23 protein-coding genes are annotated in these 23361 nt (G+C 48.0%); 18 read left to right on the top strand and 5 right to left on the bottom strand.

The window, feature by feature from the left end; genetic code table 11:
- Positions 1-295 precede the first annotated feature (295 nt).
- The 15 genes from mnmG (at position 296) to DU002_RS15325 (ending at position 15589) form a co-directional block, all read left to right on the top strand.
- Positions 296-2185 (top strand): tRNA uridine-5-carboxymethylaminomethyl(34) synthesis enzyme MnmG, encoded by a 1890-nt coding sequence (gene mnmG / locus DU002_RS15255; RefSeq protein ID WP_114339271.1) that lies wholly within the window; start codon positions 296-298, stop codon positions 2183-2185.
- Complete coding sequence (rsmG, locus tag DU002_RS15260) at positions 2185-2808, top strand: 16S rRNA (guanine(527)-N(7))-methyltransferase RsmG (RefSeq protein WP_114339272.1); 624 nt, start codon at positions 2185-2187, stop codon at positions 2806-2808. Before mnmG ends, rsmG begins: the two co-directional genes overlap by 1 nt.
- 17 nt (positions 2809-2825) lie before the next feature.
- The gene (locus DU002_RS15265; protein ID WP_114339273.1) at positions 2826-3617 is read left to right on the top strand and encodes a ParA family protein; all 792 of its coding nucleotides are present in this window, start codon (positions 2826-2828) and stop codon (positions 3615-3617) included.
- A gap of 24 nt (positions 3618-3641) precedes the next feature.
- Positions 3642-4541: a ParB/RepB/Spo0J family partition protein gene (locus DU002_RS15270; RefSeq protein WP_114339274.1), complete on the top strand. Its 900-nt coding sequence runs from the start codon at positions 3642-3644 to the stop codon at positions 4539-4541.
- 105 nt (positions 4542-4646) lie between these two features.
- On the top strand, positions 4647-5027 hold the full coding sequence (locus tag DU002_RS15275) for an ATP synthase subunit I (RefSeq protein WP_158538079.1): 381 nt from the start codon (positions 4647-4649) through the stop codon (positions 5025-5027).
- Positions 5028-5041: 14 nt separating this feature from the next.
- A complete protein-coding gene (gene atpB, locus DU002_RS15280; protein ID WP_114339276.1) occupies positions 5042-5896 on the top strand; it encodes a F0F1 ATP synthase subunit A in 855 nt (284 codons plus the stop codon).
- Between the two features lie 56 nt (positions 5897-5952).
- Positions 5953-6183 carry a F0F1 ATP synthase subunit C gene (gene atpE / locus DU002_RS15285; protein ID WP_114339277.1) on the top strand — a complete coding sequence of 77 codons (231 nt, stop codon included), beginning with the start codon at positions 5953-5955 and terminating at the stop codon, positions 6181-6183.
- A 48-nt stretch (positions 6184-6231) separates the two neighbouring features.
- The gene (gene atpF, locus DU002_RS15290; protein WP_114339278.1) at positions 6232-6702 is read left to right on the top strand and encodes a F0F1 ATP synthase subunit B; all 471 of its coding nucleotides are present in this window, start codon (positions 6232-6234) and stop codon (positions 6700-6702) included.
- 15 nt (positions 6703-6717) lie between these two features.
- A complete protein-coding gene (atpH, locus tag DU002_RS15295) occupies positions 6718-7251 on the top strand; it encodes a F0F1 ATP synthase subunit delta (RefSeq protein WP_114339279.1) in 534 nt (177 codons plus the stop codon).
- A 15-nt stretch (positions 7252-7266) separates the two neighbouring features.
- Complete coding sequence (gene atpA, locus DU002_RS15300; protein WP_114339280.1) at positions 7267-8808, top strand: F0F1 ATP synthase subunit alpha; 1542 nt, start codon at positions 7267-7269, stop codon at positions 8806-8808.
- Between the two features lie 41 nt (positions 8809-8849).
- On the top strand, positions 8850-9713 hold the full coding sequence (gene atpG / locus DU002_RS15305) for a F0F1 ATP synthase subunit gamma (RefSeq protein ID WP_114339281.1): 864 nt from the start codon (positions 8850-8852) through the stop codon (positions 9711-9713).
- A 31-nt stretch (positions 9714-9744) separates the two neighbouring features.
- The gene (atpD, locus tag DU002_RS15310) at positions 9745-11133 is read left to right on the top strand and encodes a F0F1 ATP synthase subunit beta (protein WP_114339282.1); all 1389 of its coding nucleotides are present in this window, start codon (positions 9745-9747) and stop codon (positions 11131-11133) included.
- Positions 11134-11165: 32 nt separating this feature from the next.
- Positions 11166-11588, top strand: a complete 423-nt coding sequence (locus tag DU002_RS15315) for a F0F1 ATP synthase subunit epsilon (RefSeq protein ID WP_114339283.1) — start codon at positions 11166-11168, stop codon at positions 11586-11588.
- Between the two features lie 236 nt (positions 11589-11824).
- Positions 11825-13195 (top strand): bifunctional UDP-N-acetylglucosamine diphosphorylase/glucosamine-1-phosphate N-acetyltransferase GlmU, encoded by a 1371-nt coding sequence (gene glmU / locus DU002_RS15320; protein ID WP_114339284.1) that lies wholly within the window; start codon positions 11825-11827, stop codon positions 13193-13195.
- A gap of 477 nt (positions 13196-13672) precedes the next feature.
- Positions 13673-15589, top strand: coding sequence for a hypothetical protein (locus DU002_RS15325; protein ID WP_114339285.1), 1917 nt, complete (start codon positions 13673-13675; stop codon positions 15587-15589).
- A 92-nt stretch (positions 15590-15681) separates the two neighbouring features.
- Here the strand turns inward: DU002_RS15325 and DU002_RS15330 are convergent, their stop codons facing one another.
- A complete protein-coding gene (locus DU002_RS15330) occupies positions 15682-16563 on the bottom strand; it encodes a transporter substrate-binding domain-containing protein (protein WP_114339286.1) in 882 nt (293 codons plus the stop codon).
- A 256-nt stretch (positions 16564-16819) separates the two neighbouring features.
- On the opposite strand from DU002_RS15330, the gene DU002_RS15335 reads away from it, so the two are divergent.
- From DU002_RS15335 to DU002_RS15345, 3 genes are all read left to right on the top strand, one after another.
- Positions 16820-17521 carry a pseudouridine synthase gene (locus DU002_RS15335; protein ID WP_114339287.1) on the top strand — a complete coding sequence of 234 codons (702 nt, stop codon included), beginning with the start codon at positions 16820-16822 and terminating at the stop codon, positions 17519-17521.
- A 64-nt stretch (positions 17522-17585) separates the two neighbouring features.
- Entirely contained in the window at positions 17586-17834 is a 249-nt protein-coding gene (locus DU002_RS15340) for a DUF2960 family protein (RefSeq protein ID WP_114339288.1), read from the top strand.
- A 145-nt stretch (positions 17835-17979) separates the two neighbouring features.
- Entirely contained in the window at positions 17980-18357 is a 378-nt protein-coding gene (locus tag DU002_RS15345; RefSeq protein WP_114339289.1) for a hypothetical protein, read from the top strand.
- Positions 18358-18443: 86 nt separating this feature from the next.
- Here DU002_RS15345 and DU002_RS15350 read toward each other — a convergent pair whose 3' ends face one another.
- From DU002_RS15350 to putP, 4 genes are all read right to left on the bottom strand, one after another.
- Positions 18444-18956 carry a MarR family winged helix-turn-helix transcriptional regulator gene (locus DU002_RS15350; RefSeq protein ID WP_114339290.1) on the bottom strand — a complete coding sequence of 171 codons (513 nt, stop codon included), beginning with the start codon at positions 18954-18956 and terminating at the stop codon, positions 18444-18446.
- Positions 18957-19140: 184 nt separating this feature from the next.
- On the bottom strand, positions 19141-20388 hold the full coding sequence (locus DU002_RS15355) for a glutamate-5-semialdehyde dehydrogenase (protein ID WP_114339291.1): 1248 nt from the start codon (positions 20386-20388) through the stop codon (positions 19141-19143).
- Complete coding sequence (gene proB / locus DU002_RS15360) at positions 20385-21491, bottom strand: glutamate 5-kinase (RefSeq protein WP_114339292.1); 1107 nt, start codon at positions 21489-21491, stop codon at positions 20385-20387. The genes DU002_RS15355 and proB overlap by 4 nt, the downstream gene beginning before the upstream one ends.
- 30 nt (positions 21492-21521) lie before the next feature.
- Complete coding sequence (gene putP, locus DU002_RS15365; RefSeq protein WP_114339293.1) at positions 21522-23018, bottom strand: sodium/proline symporter PutP; 1497 nt, start codon at positions 23016-23018, stop codon at positions 21522-21524.
- Positions 23019-23361 lie beyond the last annotated feature (343 nt).

Here is a 23361-nt window from a genome sequence, read left to right on the forward strand (position 1 = left end):
CGGTTGTGGATAAAACAGTGTTTCATCCACGATCAATACCCGTTAGATCCCAACGATCACACAGCTTTCAAACAATCTAACTTGTTGTAATTAATATAATTAACACCTTAATCCACAGAGATCTCCGTACTAATTAAAAGATCAGTAAAGATCGATCTAAAGATCTTTTTGATCTTATTTAAGCAAGTAAGATCCTTTGTTCACTTCACGCCAGCCCTGCCATCAAGTAGAATATGCGACCCTTAAAGATCCTAAGGATCGCGATCCTAGAGATCCTAATGCGTGAGGTTGAGATATGTTGTTCGATGAAAAGTTTGATGTGATCGTTGTTGGTGGTGGCCATGCTGGCACTGAAGCAGCAATGGCATCAGCGCGAACAGGTGCGAACACACTTTTACTCACCCACAACATAGATACTTTAGGACAGATGTCCTGTAATCCCGCTATTGGTGGCATAGGTAAAGGCCATTTAGTGAAAGAGATTGATGCTCTGGGTGGTCTGATGGCCACAGCCATCGATCATGGCGGGATCCAATTCAGAACGCTCAATGCCAGTAAAGGGCCAGCGGTAAGAGCGACACGAGCACAGGCTGATCGTCAGTTGTATCGTTCCTTCGTGCGTCACGCATTAGAAAACCAGCCCAATCTGAAAGTTTTCCAGCAGTCCTGCGATGATCTTTTAGTTGAGAACGATCGGGTTACCGGTGTGGTAACTAAAATGGGGCTGACGTTCAAAGCTGATGCGGTGGTGCTGACGGTAGGTACCTTTCTTGGTGGTCAGATCCATATCGGCATGGAGAACTACAGTGGTGGACGCGCAGGTGATCCACCATCGATCGCATTAGCACAACGAATGCGAGAATTGCCGTTTCGGGTTGGTCGTTTAAAAACCGGCACCCCACCCCGTATTGACGCTCGTAGCATTGATTTTTCTGTGATGGAGCCACAACCCGGTGATGCGCCAACACCGACCTTTTCTTTCATGGGAAAAGCATCGCAGCATCCCCAGCAGATCGCCTGTTATATCACCCATACCAATACACAAACCCATGAAATCATTAAAGGCGGGTTAGATCGATCACCCATGTATGCCGGAGTGATCGAGGGTGTGGGGCCAAGATATTGTCCATCAATTGAAGACAAGGTGATGCGCTTTGCGGATAAACAATCCCATCAGATATTCGTTGAGCCTGAAGGGCTAACTACCCATGAGGTTTATCCGAACGGTATCTCGACTAGTTTGCCATTTGATGTCCAGTTAAACTTAGTGCACTCGATTGTTGGCTTTGAAAACGCCCATATCACTCGACCTGGTTACGCCATCGAATATGATTTCTTTGATCCTCGGGATCTTAAAGCCACGCTGGAAACCAAGTTTATCCAAGGGCTATTTTTTGCTGGTCAAATCAACGGTACAACCGGTTATGAAGAAGCGGGCGCACAGGGATTAATTGCCGGTGTTAACGCTTCGCGCTTGGCTAATGAACTTGAGCAGTGGACGCCGCGTCGAGATCAGGCATATATGGGCGTATTGGTTGATGATCTTGCCACTTTGGGAACGCAAGAGCCTTATCGCATGTTTACCAGCCGTGCGGAATATCGTTTGTTGTTGCGCGAAGATAACGCTGATCTGCGTTTAACGCCGATCGGGCGAGAACTAGGCTTAGTGGATGATCTCCGTTGGCAGACGTTTAATGAAAAACTCGAAGCTATTGAGCAAGAAAAACAGCGTCTAAAAGAGACTTGGGTACAGGCTAATTCCGTTGCAGCTAGCCAGCTCAATCCAAAGCTGAAAACACCATTGGCGCGGGAAACTAACTTGGAAAGCTTGCTACGCCGACCTGAAGTGACTTATCAGATGCTTTCAGATCTCGAAGGTATCGGGGCTGGATTGGAGCATCAACAAGCGGCAGAACAAGTAGAGATCCAAACGAAGTACGCTGGTTATATTGAGCGGCAGAAAGATGAAATAGCCAAACTGCAACGTAATGAAAATACTCTGCTACCGTTAGATATTGATTACGCCAATGTCCCCGGGCTTTCTAACGAAGTGATCGCCAAATTGAACAACAGTAAGCCAGAAACGATCGGTAAAGCCTCCCGTATATCAGGGATCACACCGGCTGCTATCTCGATCTTACTGGTGCATTTGAAGAAGCTTGGTTTATTGAAAAAGAGTGCTTGATGGAACAGTTTAAAACCCAACTGATAACCCAAGCGAACAGCTTAGGTTTGTCGCTGACGGATGAGCAGAGTGACAAACTGTTAGGTTTTTTGGCGCTACTGAACAAGTGGAACAAAGCGTATAACCTCACCTCTGTGCGTGATCCGCAAGAGATGTTAGTACGTCATATTCTAGACAGTTTGGTGGTCTTACCCCATATGGACGGACTCAAACGGGTCATCGATGTGGGGACGGGTCCGGGGTTACCTGGGATCCCATTGGCAATTATGATGCCCGAGACTCAATTCTTTCTGCTTGATAGTCTGGGTAAGCGCATTCGCTTTCAGAAGCAGGTTTGTCATGAGTTAGGACTCACTAATGTCACTTCTATACAAAGTAGAGTTGAAAAATTCCAGCCGGATCACCCATTTGATGCTGTGATCAGTCGCGCCTTTGCGTCGATAGGTGATATGCTCAGTTGGTGTAGCCATTTGGGCTGTTATTTTCTAGCCATGAAAGGCACTTATCCTGAACAGGAACTTGCACAACTGCCTGCCGACTTTACAGTCAAAGCAGTACATCCGTTACAAGTACCTGAGCTGGATGAAGCTCGTCACTTGGTAGAGATCATACGCAACCAATAACTCGATTGGGGTCTGTCGTGGGTAAAGTCATTTCAGTAGCAAACCAGAAAGGTGGTGTCGGTAAGACAACCACAGCTGTCAACCTGGCCGCGTCGCTGGCCGCCACCAAACGCAAAGTGCTGTTGATCGATCTCGATCCACAGGGTAATGCGACCATGGGTAGCGGTGTCGACAAATATGAAGTGCCGAAAAGCGCTTATGAGCTATTGATTGATGAAGAGCCGTTTAATGACGTGGTGGTCACGGAAACAACCGGTGGTTATGACCTGATCGCTGCTAATGCCGATGTCACGGCGGCCGAAATTAAGTTGATGGAAGTTTTCTCGCGGGAAACGCGCCTGCGTAATGCATTGCATCCAGTGCGAGATAGTTACGATTTCATTTTTATCGATTGCCCACCCTCGTTGAACTTATTGACGGTCAACGCGATGGCGGCATCTGACTCTGTACTGGTACCAATGCAGTGTGAGTACTTTGCTCTGGAAGGATTGACCGCATTGGTTGATACCGTGAGTAAAATATCAGCGGCAGTGAATCCTGGGCTACATGTCGAAGGTATACTTCGCACCATGTACGATCCTAGAAATCGCCTCTCCTGTGATGTATCAGAGCAGCTGAAACAGCACTTTGGTGACAAAGTTTACCGTACTGTTATTCCTCGAAATATCCGCTTAGCTGAAGCGCCTAGTTTTGGTACACCAAGTATGTACTACGATAAAAACTCGACTGGCGCTAAATCATACTTAGCACTTGCAGGTGAGATCCTGCGTCGTGCCGAGCTCAGTGGTGCTAATTCAGAATCAGCCTAACGTCTTAAGGAAATAGTTCAACTCATGTCGACACCTAAACGTAGAGGCTTGGGCCGCGGATTAGATGCCCTGCTAAGTACCAGCCAGGCAGCTCGAGATAGAGTGGATGCTCAGGCTGATGGCGAAGCGCAGTCCGCAGCGGCCATTCCGAAGGGAGAGATGCAAAAACTCCCGATTGAACAACTCACGCCTGGCAAATATCAACCTCGTAAAGATATGTCACCGGAAGCGCTGGAAGAGTTGGCGCATTCTATTGAAGCACAGGGCATTATCCAGCCGATTGTGGTGCGCAAAGTTGCCAGTGGTAAATATGAGATTATTGCCGGTGAGCGGCGTTGGCGTGCTTCTCAATTAGCCGGGTTAGATATTGTTCCCTGCATGGTTAAAGATGTGCCCGATGAAGCTGCTGTGGCTATTGCGTTGATTGAAAATATTCAGCGTGAAGATCTTAATGCGATGGAAGAAGCTATCGCATTAAAACGCTTAATGACTGAATTTCAGCTTACTCATCAGGAAACCGCTGATGCCGTAGGTAAATCTCGCACTACTGTGACCAATTTATTACGCTTAAATAACCTGAATGATGACGTTAAGGTTATGCTAGAGCGTGGCGACATTGAGATGGGGCATGCCCGTGCTCTGTTGACGCTTGAAGGTGAGCAACAATCTGAAGCTGCTCGCATCGTGGTGGGTAAAGGCATGACCGTTAGGGAAGCTGAGCGCTTGGTGCGGAAGATTATGGATCCGCCTGAAGCGAAGCCAGAACCTACCATTGATCCAAATATCACCCAGTTACAAACTGATTTGGCAGAGCGCTTAGGAGCCAATGTAATGATCAATCATACTTCTAAAGGCAAAGGTAAGTTGGTCATTAGTTATACTAATCTGGATGAGCTTGATGGGATTCTTGAGCACATTAAGTAATGGCCTAGCACGGATAGACAATGTCCATTTGCGCTCAGTCAATAAATGCCTTTATACTCCGCTAGCAAATTGGCTTGCCAATAATAAATTAAAGAAAAAAGCCTTGTGATCCCATTAATTTCGCAAACTAGGCGTGTAGCGATAAAACAGGTGCAGATTCTGCTGTTTTTGTCTGTTGCTACCGGTTTATCATGGACTATAGTTGCAGACTACATTGATGGTATCGCCGCATTTTGTGGTGGTCTTTCCGTGTCGGTAGGACAGTTAGTTTTTATCTGGTCGGCACTAAGATTTAATGGAGCCAGACAGGCTGGACTGATAAAGTCAGGTTTCAAGCAGGGGTTACATTTAAAATGGAGCGCGACACTTATCTTTGCTGCTTTAGCGTTAGCGAAGTTCAAGTTACCTCCGCTGCCCTTTTTAACAACTTTTTGTGTAATGGTATTGGTCAGTGCATCGATACCGGTTATGTTTTCAAAAAAATAAAATCAGGATGAGCTATGGCTGCCTCAGGTGAACCTTTAACTTCGACCGAGTACATCCAGCACCACCTCACCAACCTTCAGGTTTGCTCGACCGAGCATGGCCTGCAGTGGGGACACCACTGCAGTGAGGCTGGTTTCTGGGTGTTGAATGCAGACTCACTTTTTTGGTCGATCTCTCTCGGTGTATTCTTTCTATGGTTATTCCGCCGAGTGGGTAAAAAAGCTACAACCGGGGTGCCCGGTAAACTTCAATGTTTTGTTGAGATGCTTGTCGAGTTTGTTGATGGCAGTGTTCGCGATACCTTTCATGGAAAAAATAAGTTAATTGCGCCATTGGCTTTAACTATTTTTGTTTGGGTATTTTTGATGAACCTGATGGATCTTATCCCGGTTGATTTGATTCCCTATGCGGCTCAAGTAAGCGGCGTTCCATATCAAAAAATAGTATCGACTACAGACCTTAATTTAACATTTGCCCTAGCTCTTGGCGTTTTTGCTTTGATGCTGTTCTATAGCGTTAAAGTGAAAGGCCCTATCGGTTTCCTGAAAGAACTAACCTTACACCCTTTTAATAGCAGCAATGTATTCATTCAGGCGCTATTTGTACCGGTTAACTTCCTTCTTGAAAGTATCACCCTACTGGCTAAGCCAGTATCACTCGGCTTGCGTCTGTTTGGTAACATGTATGCAGGCGAGTTGATTTTTATTTTGATAGCCATTTTATACAGCGCCGGCGCCGTTCTCGGTACGCTTGGTGGTGTGTTGCAAATCGGGTGGGCTATCTTCCACATATTGGTCATCACGCTGCAAGCGTTCATATTCATGGTGTTAACCATTGTGTATCTGAGCATGGCACACGAAGATCATTAACTCGTAACTAACTATTTGTTCGTTAAAACCATCAAAGCTAATAACTGGAGATTAAGATGGACGTACTTGGCTTGAAATACATCGCTGTTGCTCTGATGATGGGCCTTGCAGCCCTGGGTACCGGTATCGGTTTCTCTATTCTAGGCGGCAAGTTCCTAGAAAGCTCTGCCCGTCAGCCTGAGCTGGCGCCACAACTGCAAGTAAAGATGTTCATCGTTGCAGGTTTGCTTGATGCGATTCCAATGATCGCAGTTGGTATCGGCTTGTACCTATTGTTCGCTGCATAAGCTAACTATTTCATTAATGCGAACAGCAGTGAATAAGGAGGATGTGTTGTGAGTATCAACGCTACCTTGTTTGGACAAATGATCGCTTTTGCGGTGTTCGTGTGGTTCTGCATGAAATATGTGTGGCCACCGCTGATAAGTGCGATCGAAGAACGTCAGAAGAAAATTGCTGACGGCCTTGCTGACGCTGAACGTGCTTCAAAAAGCTTAGAATTGGCGCAAAATAATGCCGCGGATAAGTTAAAAGAAGCTAAGCAGCAAGCCACTGAAATTTTAGAGCAAGCTAACCGTCGCAAAAATCAGATTGTTGAAGAAGCACAAACTGAAGCGCGCGGTGAACGGGAAAAAATCCTCGTTCAAGGGCGAGCTGAAATTGAAGCTGAACGAAATCGAGCACAGGAAGAACTGCGTAAGCAGGTCGCGGTACTGGCTGTTGCTGGTGCTGAGCGAATTCTGGCTCGTTCGATCGATAAGGCTGCTAATGCCGATATCTTAGATCAGTTGGCTAAAGAGCTGTAATAAGGGAGTGGCGACATGTCTGATTTGACTACGATTGCGCGCCCTTATGCTAAGGCAGCTTTTGACTTTGCTATTGAGAACAATACGCTGTCGGATTGGAACGAAATGTTAGCGTTTGCCGCTGCTGTTTCATCTGAGCCGCAGGTTTCAACATTACTGGCTGCTGCCGGTAATGCTGAAAAAGCAGCGGAGGTGTTTAACACTCTGTGCGACGAGCAACTCAACGAGCATGGTCGTAACTTGATCAAGGTAATGGCCGAAAACAAACGTCTTCAAGCACTACCAGAAGTGTTCCGCTTGTATCAGATTTTGAAAGCGGAGCATGAACTAGAGATTGACGTATACTGCACCTCAAACACCGATCTAGATGCTGCTCAAAAGCAAGCAATTAGTCAGGCAATGGCAGTACGTTTGTCACGTAAAGTTAAGTTGATTTGTAATGTAGACAGCACACTGCTTGGCGGTGTTGTGATCAAAGCTGGCGATTTGGTGATTGATAACACTATTCGCGGCAAGCTGGATCGCATGGCTGATTCATTACTGTCATAAACGGGAAAGCAGAGCATGCAACTGAATTCCAATGAGATCAGTGAGCTGATCAAAAAACGGATTGAGAAATTCGATGTTGCCAGTGAAGCCCGCAACGAAGGTACGATCGTATCTGTTAGCGATGGCATCATCAGCATCAACGGCCTAGCCGATGTGATGCTTGGCGAAATGATTGAATTGCCAGGCAATCGCTTTGCTATGGCATTGAACCTTGAGCGCGATTCTGTTGGCGCGGTTGTTTTGGGTTCTTATGAAGGTTTGGCTGAAGGTCAGATCGTTAAGGGAACAGGCAATATTCTTTCGGTTCCTGTCGGCCGAGGGTTGTTAGGCCGCGTTTTGAATGCCTTGGGTGAACCTATTGATGGTAAAGGCCCTGTTGAGCATGATGGTTACTCACCCATTGAGGTGATTGCACCGGGGGTTATTGAGCGTCAATCAGTTGATCAGCCTGTTGAAACAGGTTATTCAGCGATCGATTCGATGATTCCAATTGGTCGTGGCCAGCGTGAATTGATTATTGGCGACCGTCAAACCGGTAAAACTGCCATAGCAATTGATGCCATCATCAACCAAAAGCGTTCAGGTATTAAGTGTGTTTACGTTGCAATTGGCCAGAAAAACTCGACCATTGCAAATGTCGTACGTAAGCTCGAAGAGAACGGCGCTATGGAGTACACCACGGTGGTTGCGGCATCGGCTTCTGAAGCTGCTGCATTGCAATACTTGTCAGCCTACTCAGGTTGTACCATGGGTGAGTATTTCCGTGACCGTGGCGAAGATGCACTGATTATCTATGATGACTTGTCAAAACAAGCCGTTGCTTATCGTCAAATCTCTTTGCTGCTAAAACGCCCTCCGGGTCGTGAAGCCTACCCTGGTGATGTTTTCTATCTTCATAGTCGTTTGCTTGAGCGTGCAGCTCGTGTGAATGCTGACTACGTTGAGAAGTTCACTAATGGTGAAGTGAAAGGTCAGACAGGCTCATTGACTGCACTGCCAATTATTGAGACGCAAGGTGGCGACGTTTCAGCGTTCGTTCCAACCAACGTGATCTCTATTACCGATGGTCAGATCTTCCTTGAAACCGATTTGTTTAACTCAGGTATTCGTCCTGCGGTTAACCCTGGTATCTCGGTATCTCGTGTCGGTGGTTCTGCGCAGACCAAAGTGATTAAGAAACTAGGTGGTTCCGTTCGTACGGCTCTGGCACAGTTTCGCGAAGTTCAGGCATTTGCTCAATTTGCATCGGATCTAGATGATGCGACATTGCAGCAGCTTGAGCACGGTCAGCGAGTGACAGAGTTAATGAAACAGAAACAATATGCGCCGTACTCTACTGCGCTGATGGCTGTTTCGTTGTATGCCGCTGAGAATGGTTACCTCAAGGATATATCACTCGACAAAATCGGTGACTTTGAAGCGGCGTTGCACTCTTACGCGACTAGCGAGCACAGCAAGTTGATAGACACCATCAACGAAACCGGCGCATACAGCGATGATGTTGCCAGTGGTTTGAAGACGGTTCTTGATGGCTTCGTGGCTGGTCAAAGCTGGTAATACAGGTTTTTCTGTATTTCACTTTATACGAGGAGTGAGAGATGGCCGGTGCTAAAGAGATTCGAGGTAAAATTGCGAGTGTAAAAAGCACTCAGAAGATCACGAGTGCGATGGAAAAGGTAGCTGCTTCGAAGATGCGTAAGACGCAAGCTCGAATGGAAGCTTCCCGCCCTTATGCTGAAAGCATGCGCAACGTGATTGGGCATATTGCCCTTGGCAGCTTGGAGTATCGCCATTCTTATATGAATGAGCGGGAGACCAAGCGAGTTGGCTATTTGATCATTTCCACTGATCGTGGTTTGTGTGGTGGTTTGAACTTTAATTTGTTCAAAGAAGTTTCACAAAACATGAAAGAGTGGCAAGACAAAAATGTTGAAGTGGATCTGGCCTTAGTGGGCAGCAAAGCGGCAGCGTTCTTTGGTCGCCATGGTTGTAAGGTACTCGCTCAGACCTCGGGGCTGGGGGATGAACCAACGGTAAAAGAGCTGATTGGTACAGTCCGTGTCATGCTTGATGCCTACAACGAAGGCAAGATCGATCGTCTGTACTTGGTGTACAACCATTACATGAACACCATGTCGCAGAAGCCCAACATTAGTCAATTGCTGCCTTTGCCTAAATCGGATGATGAAGAGCTGATGAAGCACAAGTGGGACTATATCTATGAGCCAGATGCCAAAGTTCTGCTCGACAGACTTTTGGTTCGTTACATAGAGTCTCAAGTGTATCAAGGTGCGATTGAAAACCTCGCCTGCGAACAAGCAGCTCGAATGGTTGCGATGAAAGCCGCAACCGATAATGCGGGTAGTCTGATTGACGATCTACAATTGGTGTATAACAAAGCCCGTCAGGCGGCGATTACCCAAGAGTTGAGTGAGATCGTCGGCGGTGCAGCTGCTGTTTAGGTAGAGAAACGCAAGATTTAGAGGACAGATAATGAGCATAGGAAATATCGTCCGGGTGATCGGCGCCGTGGTAGATGCGGAATTTGCACAGGATGCAGTACCGCAGGTATACGACGCACTGGTTGTCACCGAGGAAGGTCAGAACAAAGACCTAGTGCTGGAAGTTCAGCAGCAGCTAGGCGGCGGTATCGTGCGTACCATCGCCATGGGTGCCTCAGAAGGTTTGAAACGCGGCCTTAAAGTTGAGAATACCAATGAGCCGATTAAGGTTCCTGTGGGAACTCAAACGCTTGGCCGCATTATGAACGTATTGGGCCAGCCTATTGATGAAGCAGGCCCCATCGGCGAAGAAGAGCGGTACGCGATTCACCGCCCTGCGCCAAGTTACGAAGAACAGTCAAGCTCTAATGACCTATTAGAAACAGGCATCAAGGTAATCGACTTGATTGCACCGTTTGCTAAGGGCGGTAAAGTTGGGTTGTTTGGTGGTGCTGGTGTTGGTAAGACCGTAAATATGATGGAGCTGATCAATAACATCGCAAAAGCACACAGTGGTTTATCTGTGTTTGCGGGTGTTGGTGAGCGAACTCGTGAAGGTAACGATTTTTATCACGAAATGAACGATTCCAACGTACTTGATAAAGTTGCGATGGTTTACGGTCAGATGAATGAGCCTCCTGGAAACCGTTTGCGTGTTGCGCTAACTGGTTTGACTATGGCTGAAAAATTCCGTGATCAAGGTAAAGATGTACTGCTGTTTATCGATAATATTTATCGTTACACATTGGCCGGTACAGAAGTATCAGCGTTGCTGGGTCGGATGCCTTCTGCGGTAGGTTATCAACCGACTTTGGCTGAAGAGATGGGTGTGTTGCAGGAACGTATTACATCAACCAAAACAGGATCGATTACCTCGGTTCAGGCGGTTTATGTACCTGCGGATGATTTGACCGACCCCTCTCCTGCAACTACGTTTGCGCACTTGGATGCGACTATCGTATTGAGTCGTGATATTGCTGCCCAGGGTATCTACCCGGCCATTGATCCATTGGACTCTTCATCACGTCAGTTAGATCCGTTGATTGTTGGCCAAGAGCACTACGAAGTTGCTCGTGGCGTGCAGACAACTTTGCAGCGTTATAAAGAGCTCAAGGATATCATCGCGATTTTGGGTATGGACGAGTTGTCAGAAGATGACAAAATGACCGTTTCCCGCGCGCGTAAAATCCAGCGCTTCTTATCGCAGCCGTTCCATGTTGCTGAAGTGTTCAACGGTGTACCAGGTAAACTGTGTTCACTGAAAGACACCATTCGCTCATTTAAAGCGATTCTTGCGGGTGAGTATGATCACTTACCTGAGCAAGCGTTTTATATGGTCGGTACCATAGAAGAAGCTGTTGAGAAAGCGGCTGATCTGTAATCATCCTCGTATAACAGAGTTAGGAGGATTTTATGGCTATGACGACACAGTTAGACGTTGTAAGTGCTGAAGCTGAAATTTTTAGCGGCCGCGTTGAGTTCTTGCAAGTCACTGGTTGGGAAGGTGAGTTAGGGATCCTTCCTGGTCATGCTCCACTATTAACCCGGTTAAAGCCGGGTATGGTGAAGCTGCGCAAGCAACACGGTGAGGAAGAGGTGTTTTACCTCTCTGGCGGCGTTTTAGAAGTGCAGCCAGGAACGGTAACCGTATTGGCTGATACGGTTATCCGCGCCGACGAAATTGATGAAGTTTCCGCTAACGAAGCGAAGCGCCGCGCAGAGGAGCATATTGCTAATCCGGGTGCAGACTTCGACTATGCGCAAGCAGCAAGAGAATTGGCGAAGTCGATTGCTCAACTTAAAGTGGCTCAATATAGCCGCAATAAGATAGGCTAGAGTTCTTTGTTGATTCAATAAAGCGACCCATTTGGGTCGCTTTTTTTATGTCTGTTAGAGAGCAACTAGACGTTTTGAGTAAAACAAATTCTCGGGTAGAGCTATTTGTGGACGGTTAGCGTGTACAACCATCTCGGTTAATACTGGGATACGAACTGGAAAAGGCGACCTTAGGGTCGCCTTTTTTGTATACTTAATTCAATTTATTACTGAACTCGTCACTCTATGAGGACCTTATGTCACTGACTGTCGTCATTCTCGCCGCTGGTAAAGGAACGCGGATGCGTTCCAAACTTCCTAAAGTGCTGCATCCGGTTGCTCACAAGCCGATGGTTCAGCATGTGATTGATGCCGCTGCAGGTGTCGGTGCCGAAAAAACCTGTTTGGTCTACGGACACGGTGCTGAACAGATTACGACAGCGCTGAAGGACCCTGATTTGGTATGGGTTGAGCAAGCTGAACAACTAGGTACCGGCCATGCGGTTGCGCAGGCTATCCCTCACCTTGCTGACAAAGATAAAGTCTTGGTGCTCTACGGTGATGTGCCGCTGATCTTGAGTTCAACATTGCAGCAACTGTTATCTGTACAGCCTGACGGTGGTATCGGTTTACTGACAGTTAATCTGGATGACCCCAGTGGTTATGGTCGTATCCTGCGAGATAACGACGGCGGCGATGTCTGTGGCATCGTTGAACAGAAAGATGCTAACCCTGAACAGCTCGCCGTACGGGAAGTGAATACAGGCATTCTGGTCGCCAATGGTGAGGATCTTACCCGCTGGCTGAACAACCTGTCGAATGACAATGCTCAGGGGGAATACTACCTCACTGATATTATTGCCATGGCCTATGGCGAAGGTCGTAAGATTGCAACGGCGAACCCAGCTACTGCTATCGAAGTGGAAGGGGCAAATAACCGCCTGCAACTCGCCACTTTGGAGCGGGCGTATCAACAGCGAGCGGCAGAGCGGTTGATGACAGAGGGTGTGACACTGCGCGATCCGGCCCGCTTTGATCTACGCGGTGAACTGACTGCTGGTGAAGATTGCGTTATTGATATCAATGTCATTATTGAAGGCAAGGTCAGTCTTGGTAAAGGTGTGCAGATCGGTGCTAACTGCAGCTTGATTGATTGCGAAATTGGTGATCATAGTGTTGTGAAAGCTAACTCTATTGTTGAGTCCTCTTCGGTGGGAGAAGCTTGTTCCATCGGACCTTTTGGTCGCTTGCGTCCAGGTTGTGAAATGGCTAATGACAGCCATATCGGTAATTTTGTCGAGATGAAAAAAGTGCGATTAGGTGAAGGTTCAAAGGCCAACCACCTAACTTATCTTGGCGACAGTGAGATTGGCAGCGGCGTGAATATAGGTGCGGGTACTATTACCTGTAATTACGATGGCGCGAACAAGTTTAAGACCATCATTGGCGATAACGCCTTTATTGGCTCCGATAGTCAACTTGTAGCACCAGTCACTGTTGGTAAAGATGCGACAGTCGGTGCAGGTAGTACCATAACCAAAGATGTACCTGATGCGGCGCTGGCGATATCACGCAGTAAACAAGCACATATACCAGCTTGGCAACGGCCGGTTAAAATCAAAAAATAGTAGTATCAATCGCGTATTAAAGGGCAGCCATCGGTTGCCCTTCTTTGTCCAGGGTGAACCGTCGTAAAGTGTCCTGCAATTCAATATTTCCCCTGCCCGTGGTAGTTGGTGCGCCCTGCATTACAATTGTAAAACTGTTCTAATTATGGGTGTTTGTTCGCCAAAACCCTTATGGATAGCGTGACTCAATCAAGTGAACGGAGCGCTCTGTCACGCTAACGCAGACAATAGTAAACAGATTAGTTGTGGTGTGCTCTTATTGGGTAATTTGCTTACGAAAAACAGTGTTGCTTGCTTTGGCTCGCAACAAAAGAAAAAACCACACAAAAATTAAGATAATCATTTGCACCGTCTTCTTTATGTAAATATATTCGACACTACTTACATACATTAAAAAACGCTGAAATTTTAACCGGTTAGACCGCCCTTGTGGGCGGTCTATTTACTCGTTTTTTAGCCGTTTGAGGAGTTGTCGTAGTGGCCTATGATTTTGGCAGTCTTAAATTAGGGATAAAAAACCCGTTTAAACAGGAAGGGATTATCAGCACCCTCGCTGGTATCGCGATCGTTGGTATTGGCCTTGGACCGCTGTTAAGTGTGGCGAGTGTGATCCAAGAAGATCGCACCCGTGCTTGGTTGTATGCTGGGCTCGGTTTGTTCCTGTTAGTGCTAGGCTTGCGTCGCGCCGGTCGTGGCTTGTTTCAGCTATTTCGTTTCTTCGTAGGGCGCTCGGTGCCAACCTCTTTGGCGTATAACTGTAATCCCAGTGAGCAAGATAACGCCAAAGCAGAACACCGATTTACCGCTTATGATGCTAAACAGCTCGAATCGATGTTGATGGGGCGTAAAAACACCACATTCACTGAGCCGCAAGGTTGGTTATCGCGGCTTCTACATAGCTTGATCCCCAGTCTGATCACCACGCCCTATCCGTTGCGTAATTTGGCGCAGGAGTTGTTTGGCGTACTGAGTGTCACCTTTACCGCCATTATTGCTTTTGCTGTGGCGTCTTTTGTATGTGCCACTGGATTAGCTGGTCCCGTTGGCGATCTGATCATGCCGCTGATGTCGGTTTTGCTGCTGGTTTATATGACGTTTGTATGGCGCGCGACCGGTTCGCGTTTGCAAAGCAACCAGATGGGGCGTTTGCAGGCAAAGGGGGCTGGTGGTCTGGCGCGTCTGCTTGGCTTCTCTATTTTATTGCCGATCATTATTGGTTACGGCTATCAGCAATTGAACCTTGATTCCGAGCAGGCCGTGCAAGTTAGCCAGCTGTTTGAATTAGTGACGTTCAATGCTTGGCCGAATCTAAGCTATTTGGGGTTGATGGTAATTGTGGTGTTAGCTGCCACTGTGGTGCTGTTTATTGAGCGATTGAAGTTGTCTAATCCGACCACCGAAGTCAGTGAATACCGTGATAACTTGCAGGAGTCTATCCACCCGAATGAGATTTTTATAAACACTGAATCCATTGTGTTAGCTAACCGTCGGTACAACGAGATCCCTAATCGTACCTACCGAGCATTTGATCCGGCGCTGAATGATCAAAGTGAAGGTAAAGGCTCCTTTGGTGGTGAACTACTAATTGAAACCCAGCCTGCTTATCGCGAGCTGGAGCATTCTCCCTTATTTAAGTTGTGCCGGAGTGCCGCCACTTTGGTAGCACAGATATTGTTGGTGGTGGGGGTGGCGACGTTTGCCTCTGTCATCATGAATGGTTATGACGTCTATCTGCTGGCCAATTCAGTGTTCTTTAATCAGTTGGTGCCTGCACTGCAAGGTGTCCGGGATGAAACCTTAGCACTAGAAATTGCAGCGCCGATCCTGACGCCGGTAGCCGATCAGATATCTGGTTTGATCACCTTGCTGTTTATCAGTCTGGCATCTACCGCTGCTGGACACATTCTGTCCCGTGGTGCCAACCTGTTCTGGGCTGAGATGCATTGGGACAGCTTGTTGATGTGGATGAAAATGGAAGGCACATACACTGAATCAAAAGTGTCTACCGGTATGTCTATTCACGACTCTACACGTTCTGAAAATGTGGTCGTACGTAGTTCAATAACACCGTGGATCATTAGTTCAAGGGTGCGTACTACTTGCTTTGCCACCAGCGGCAACTACAACCTTGAACTGCCTCGTTATATTCTCGAAATGCAGAAAAATGATGGGGAGCTGGCGGGGATAGTCGATGAAATTAAGTCGTTCTTACGTGGCCGTGAGAGTATTGCATCGATTACCAACGAGAATGATCTGGCCAACGCCAAGAATATTTATGATGTGAATCAGGCGAGCCGTACTCCGCTCGGCGCTCCGCAACAAAATGGCCAACTTAACATCGAAGAACAGGCTGCGCATCAACAGCGTCAGGAAGCGATAGAGCAAACTGATTAGCCGACAAACGGCAGTGTGTTAATTAGTAAAAGGCCTCGAGAGAGGCCTTTTTCGTTGGTGACGAGCAGGAAATTAATGCCGTCTGGGGATACTTATTTCGCAGCAGGTTTAAGTGCTGGTGGGTTCGGTAGTTGCTGCATCCATGCTGAGCTCTTCAGCCATTTTGCTTGCATCAGTGTCAACATGCCGCTCTTTTCAATGGTATTGAAAAAATTGGTTATCAGATTGGCGAACTGTGGGTCATTTTTGTTGATAGCAATCCCTAGTGGTTCTAGATTGAACGGTGGCTCTAAGGTCATCAGGTTGTCTTCTGGGAACATCAGTTGCGCCATCACACAAACTGGCATATCCGCTACCATGCCATCCGCCTCACCGTTGCGCAGCTTCTCCACCCCTTCCAGGTAATGATCAACTTCTATCAGCGTCGATTTTTTCAGTTTATTACCAACGAAGTCAGCACTGGTAGAGCCTTTCAGTGCTACTACGCGATATTTTGCTTCGTTAATGTCATGGGGCTTGGCTAATTTTTCCAGCGTCGCTTTGGTGGTCAGAAGTGACTTACCGGATAGCAGGTAAGGGCCAACAAAATTGAAATTCTTGCTTCTTTCGAGAGTCACCGCCATACCTGAGATCACCATATCTACTTCGCCTTTTTCCAGGGCGGGTAGCAGTTCTGCAAATGGCTTGCGCACGATGGTTAATTTTACGCCCATCCCTTGGGCCAGGGTGCGAGCCAGATCTACATCCAGCCCCATGGCGACACCGTCTTTACTGATCACGTTAAATGGTGGTTGCTCTGCGGTCATACCGACGCGGATGATCTGATCCGCAATAATGCGGTCAATTGCTGATGCTGCTACTGATGTGGTGGTTTGTGCAGGGGCGCTTGTGTCGGCGGTGGTGCTGGCGCAGCTGACAATGAATGCCAGAACAATACCGATAGGTAAGATACGTTTAACGAGTTTACTCATCATGGTGTGGCTTCCTTTGCAAAGATTAGTACTGATGGTTTTAGTTGTAGCTTTGTTATCAACCTCTAAGTGTAGGAGATGATTGGAAAAAAGTGTCAGAATAAGAGTTTTATCTGTGTTACCGCCGTTGCAGTAGTCTTCGCCTAATAACGCGAGGCTTGCGGCGGCTGGGGTTTCTTTCGTGTTAGGTTTGGTATCTGTGCCAGATCGGCGATAATGGCTCTATCACTCCATTGTTGTGTCCAGATAGCCGTTTACTATGCGCCTAGATAAATACCTAAGTACTTATGCTGATTTAACCCGGTCACAGGCGAAACGCGCCCTCCATGCTGGCGAGGTGACCTGTAACGGTGAGCCTATTCGTAACCCCGGTTTTAAAGTGTCTGCGGATGATCATATCTCATTGGATGGCATGCCTCTTGATCCTGCGGGTGAGCGTTATCTTATGTTGCATAAAGCCGAGCAGACCGTGTGTTCCCATGTCGATGATGGTCATATGTCGATTTTTTCCCTGATGGAGATCACCCGTCCGGATAAGCTGCATGTGGCTGGGCGTCTGGACGCTGATACCACAGGTTTGGTTTTGATCACCGATGATGGCCAGTGGTCCCATGCCATCACCTCCCCTAAACGAGCGTGTCAAAAACGTTATCGCGTGTGGCTGGCTGAAGCGCTGACCGAGCAAGCTTGTCTGCAGCTGCAACAAGGGGTGATGCTGCACGGTGAAGAGCATCCAACCAGGCCCGCAGTGGTTGAGAAAGTGGCAGAAAGTGAATGTTTGCTGACCATCAGCGAAGGTAAATACCATCAGGTGAAACGCATGATGGCGGCCGTGGGTAACAAAGTGGTGGCGCTGCATCGCGAGCAGATTGGGGCGATTGAATTGGATGAGGAGTTGGAACCGGGTGAGTGGCGTTATCTGACTCCTGAAGAGGTTGCCTCGGTCGAGAAACGTTCGTGAATAAGACGAGCCTAATTATCTGTTTGACAGAACGCCCCTATTTCGGCTCGATGGAGATACGCTGATGGCACGACAGGTTAAATACAAGTTCAAGAAGCAGAGTAAGGTGATCCCGTTTGCTTTTGATAAGTTTAACGACCCCCATGAAGCGGTAGCCGCTGCGGAAGGGATCGATATCAGCGCTTTTCTGGCAATGGAGCAGCAGGTTGCAGCAACCACCAAGGAGAAATCAGCGATCAAAGATTTCCGGATAAAGAGCTTTGCCAAGTGGGGCATCACTGATGTTGGTTTTGTGCGTGATGAGGAAAGCTAACAGTTCACAATTGAATTAAGAACAGATGGAAAACAGTAACCAATACTTTGGTTACTGTTTAAGTCTTTCAGATCTAAGCATCCCGCTTTGTTCACGCCGGATTGAACTAGTCTTAGAGGTAACTCAGCTAATCAGAGAGTGAGTTATGCCCATAGGCTCTGTATATGCCGCCGCGAGTTATCCGGTGTCGAATGTGACTGCCTCAACAACATCGGCCACACTCAACACAAATCAACCGCAGCCACCTCAGAATGACTTGCAACAACGGCAACAGATCCAACAGGCATCGGACATAGCAGCCGACCAACGCGTATCGGGAGATCCCGAAACATCCTCTGCGCTGATACAGTCGCAGGACACACAGGCGTCCGGCCTTGCTACAACCGACAACTCAAACTCTGGTGAAGCGGAGTCGATTGATGAAGCAGACTCTTATGACGTTTCCGACAGTCGACGAGCGGCAGGCGCCGCCCTGAATGAAGCGAATGTGGCGGCTCAGCCACGGATTGATGTCTTTGTCTGACTTTGTTATTTCAACCATTTAACGCCAAAGAAAGGTCACCTCGGTGGCCTTTCCTCTTTCTATGGGGGCTTTAGCGGGTTGTGAGGCTATAGTGTGGTTTTGTCCGTCAAATGAGCTAACGTCGGTGCTGGGCGGTCGATGTCACCAATATCTAACACTGGCGCTGCATCGATATCTTCGGCATCCATCATGGTGGCTAAGCGCTGTAATGATGACAGGATCATGCTTTGCTCCCAGCTTTCCAGCTGTTTGAACTGACGAACAAAGCTCTCTTGCAGTGGTGCCGGTGCTGAAGCTATTTTTTCGTGCCCTTTTTCACTCAGGCTGACCATCACTTTGCGCCGATCATCCTCTGAGCGCTTTCGTGTTATCAGCTGTTTGGCCTCAAGTCGGTCCAGAATGCTGGTGATAGTGGCTTGACTTAAGTTTATCTCTTTGGCGATCTCGCGACTGATCATCGCCTGTTTGTTTTTCAGTGCTTGCAGCACCAGTAACTGTGGCGATGTTAAGCCTGAGGTCTTATTTAGGTATCTGGAGTGCAGATCAGTCGCACGCATCAGCCGTCGTAAAGAGGTCAGTACTTGTTCGTAGTTTTCCATGGTGTGACAGATACCCCAGTCATAATTGGCCGATTATATGCGCTGATCTTTTACTGCGATAGCTGCGATTAAGTGACATGACTTATTAAATCGATCTAATGCGTTTTCGTATGTATGAATGGCGCCAGCTATGTTGCTAACGCCATCTAACACAGGCTTCAAATAGAGTGAGCAGAGCGCCGACTTAGGTGCGGATCTGTCCGCTACCGTTGACCAGAAACTTCTCGGTGGTCAATGAATCAAGCCCCATCGGCCCATATGCATGAAGTTTGGTCGTGGCGATACCAATCTCTGCGCCTAATCCCAGTTCGCCGCCATCAGAGAATCGTGAACTGGCATTGACCATCACCACAGAAGCGTCAACTTGTTGCTGGAACGCTTTCGCAGCTTCTGGTGACTGGGTGCATATCACTTCAGTATGTTTACTGCCGAAACGGTCAATATGTTCGATAGCTTGATTAAGGTTATCGACGATCTTTATCGCGATTTCGAGACGGAGGTACTCTTCACCGAACTCATCATCTGCTAACACATTTGCTTGCTCAAAGTAGGCGGCGGCGCGCGCGCAGCTATTCACTGTGACACCCAATTCTTTCAGTGTGTTGGCAACCAAAGGGAGAAACTTCTCGGCAATAGACTCATCTACCAGCAAGCATTCCAGGGCGTTACAGACACCTGGACGTTGCACTTTACCGTTGAGGAGAAGCTCCAGTGCTTGTGCCGGCTCCGCTGATTCGTCAACGTAGAGGTGGCACACCCCTTTAAAGTGCTGGATCACGGGGACTTTACTGTGCTCTGTAACGAAATTAATTAGGCCTTCGCCGCCGCGCGGGATCACTACGTCGATAGTGTCACGCTGTTGGAGCAGTTCCAGCATGATCTGGCGATCGGTATCAGGAACCACAATAACTGCTTCTTTCGGCAAACCAAACTCCACAAGCACATCTCTCATGATGTTAGCGATGGCCAGGCTGGTTTGCAGTGCTTCTTTACCGCCACGCAGAATAATGGCGTTACCAGATTTCAAGCACAGCGCTGCGGCGTCAGCCGTGACGTTGGGTCGCGCTTCAAAAATCATACAGATCACGCCGAGTGGCACGCGTACTTTGTCGACACTGATGCCACTAGGTTGCTTGCCCAGGTGACGCTTTTGGCCAACGGGGTCGGGTAAGGCGGCTACTTGGCGTAGTCCATCGACCATTGCGTCGACACGTTCTGCTGACAGTGTCAGGCGGTCGATAAAGGCATCATCGTAGTCACCGTTTTGGGCATTGCCGACTTCGATGCCATTGGTAGTAATGATGGCATTTTGATGCTGGTGGATCGCGTCAGCCATCGCCAGAAGAATGCTGTTTTTCTGTTCTGTTGTTAGTAGTGCAATAGCTTTGGCGGCTTTGGCAGCTTGGGCTGCGAGAAGAGTAGCGATGCTCATTGGGTCTCCAGAATGGCAAAGTGATGATTGGAAATAATGGGAGTCTTATCGACCGTTAGCGCAAGCAGCGCGTCTCCAGATGATTCACGGGTGATTAAACTAAGAACACAGCTACTGTGCTGGGTGGTGGCTTTGGCGAGCTTAGTGCCATTCTTCGCCCGGATCAGAATGGTATCACCACTGGAAAAGTCGCCTACTACATCCAAAATATCGGTGTGTTTTAACTCTTTTCCGCCGGCTAGCAAGCGTGATTCAGTGCTGTCGCAGACAATGATTTCGCCCTGTGCCTGTGACGTGTGAGTCATCCAGTGACGTCCATCCTGCAGCGGTGTCTCATGGGGCAAAAAGACGGTGCCGGGGTTGCGTCCGTTCTGCAAATCATACATCGCTTGCTCAGAGGAGCCATTGACGATGTAAGTTCGAACACCACTGGCGGTGGCTTTCTCTGCCGCTTCCAGCTTGGTGCGCATGCCGCCGGTACCCACATCAGTGTTTGAATCTCCCGCCATCGCGAGCACGGTATCATCGATTTTTTCGACCTGCTCTATCTTCTCTGCATCAGCATGCAACTGCGGGTTTTTGTTGTACAGACCGTCAATATCCGAGCAAATAATCAGTGCGTCAGCAGACACGGCGGAAGCGATCATGGCCGCGAGATTATCATTGTCACCCACCTTGAAGGCGTCTGTGGTAACCGCGTCATTTTCGTTTACGACGGGCAAGATATCATTGTCCAGTAGCTCAAACGCTGTCTCTTTGATGCTGCGATAACGCTCTCTGTCTTGCAGATCGTTTTGGGTTAACAGCAGTTGGGCTGTTGGAAAATCAAACAGTCGTTGCCACGCAGCCATCATCGCCATTTGACCTGTCGCGGCCATGGCTTTTTTCAGTGCTGGGGCGGCATTTGCTGTGCTCTTGAATGATTCTGCACCCGCCGCGACAGAGCCGGAGGAGACCAGTACCACTTGACAGCCATTTAGCCGGCAATGGACGATAAACTTGGCAATCGATAGCAGATAACGTGAGCTGCACCCTTTGCGCGTTGGCGCGATAAGGGCACTTCCCACTTTAATGACGACTCGTTGCCATGGTAACTCTGACAAAATAGATCCTTATTCGTTTAAACGATATGGTTATCGAGCGAGTGCAAGTTCTTGTTGAACTTGATCGAAAGTAATAAGTACTTGCTCATTCGGTTGTGCGCTCAGTCGGCTGACGACGATGATTGAGAGTGTGGCGACAATGAACCCAGGCACGATTTCGTAAACCAGGCTACTCAATGTCGCACCGTCAGCAAGGAGCGGCACATGGCTCCATAGCAGTACAGTGACGGCGCCGGAAATAATGCCGGCAATAGCGCCGTGATAGGTCATCTTTGGCCAAAACAGGCTTAACAGCACTAAGGGGCCAAAGGCTGCGCCAAATCCTGCCCAGGCATTACTGACCAGGTTAAGGATGGAGTTTGTGCTGTCCATAGCAAGCAGTGTCGCCACTATTGCAACGATAGCGACACAAGCGCGCCCCATCAGTACAGCTTGCTTTTGGCTCATCTCCTTTTTTGTCAGCGCGACAAAAATATCCTCGGTGAGTGAGCTTGAGGACACCAACAGCTGCGATGAGATCGTACTCATGATCGCGGCAAGAATGGCCGCCATCAAAAATCCACTGATGTAGGGGTGGAACAAGATTTCGGAGAAAACAATGAATATGGTTTCGGGATCATCTAGCTGCAAGTTGAACTTACTGACATAGGCGACACCGATAAGCCCTGTGGCCACGGCGCCCACGATGGTCACTAGCATCCAGCTCATCCCTATATTGCGAGCCGTTGATATCTCAGTCACGGAGCGGATCGCCATAAAGCGGACGATAATGTGGGGTTGTCCAAAGTAGCCAAGGCCCCAAGCAAGACTTGATATCACTCCCAATACGGTGACTTGCGTCAGCATGCTGCTGAAATCAGGGATGGTATTCGCTGTCTCGCTTAATACCTCTGCGCCGCTATTGAAATACTGGTAAGCAACGACAGGCACCAACACCAGAGCGATAAACATGATACAGCCCTGAACAAAGTCAGTCAGGCTGACAGCAAGAAAGCCACCCAGCAGTGTGTAGGCCACAACAACGCCCACGGTGATGATAATGCCTAGAGAGTAATCCAAGCCTAAGGTTGCCTGAAACAGTTTGCCTCCTGCGACCAAGCCCGACGAAGTGTAGAGAGTAAAAAACAGAATAATGACGATACCGCTGGTGATCTGCAGGGCGCTGTGTTTGCGGCCAAAACGCTCACCAAAAAATTGCGGCAGCGTCAGCGCATCGTTAGCAGCTTGGGTGTATACCCGTAATCGTGGTGCTACTAATTGGTAGTTAGCCCAAGCACCGAGTAACAGGCCGAACGCGATCCATAGGGTTTCATAACCCATGACAAACATGGCTCCGGGTAAGCCCATTAACATCCAACCGCTCATATCGGAAGCGCCGGCAGAGAGCGCTGTGACCTGTGGGCTGACCTTACGTCCACCCAACATGTATTCAGACAGATCGCTGGTGGACTTACGATAGGCAAACAAACCTATCAACAGCATGGCGATGAAATACACGGCCAAAGCGATGGCTTTCTCGAAAGACATTAAGAAACCTTATTTATTAGAGTTCGAACCAATTTCTGTGTGGCGAGAGAGGGCGGCGGGAATAATGCAGACACCAATAATTAGCCAAAAACAAACATTTTCAAGCGTTTGTTGGCCTATCTTGTTTATGTAAGCCTTGATTGATAAGACTTTGCGACTGCTCATTTAATACCTTTTAGTGATTAGTTTAGTAAATGTATGTGTACTAATCATTGTCAAGGTTAAACAATGAGCGAAGTCGTTTCAACTGTTTAATTTCTTATGAAAAACAGAATTTGTTCATAAGTAATTGAAAAGTAAAATTTAAGAAGGTTTGTGCGGTTGCTTTTTAAAACAGGTTTTA

Origin of the sequence: Corallincola holothuriorum (genome assembly GCF_003336225.1) — a bacterium.
Classification (GTDB): domain Bacteria; phylum Pseudomonadota; class Gammaproteobacteria; order Enterobacterales; family Neiellaceae; genus Corallincola; species Corallincola holothuriorum.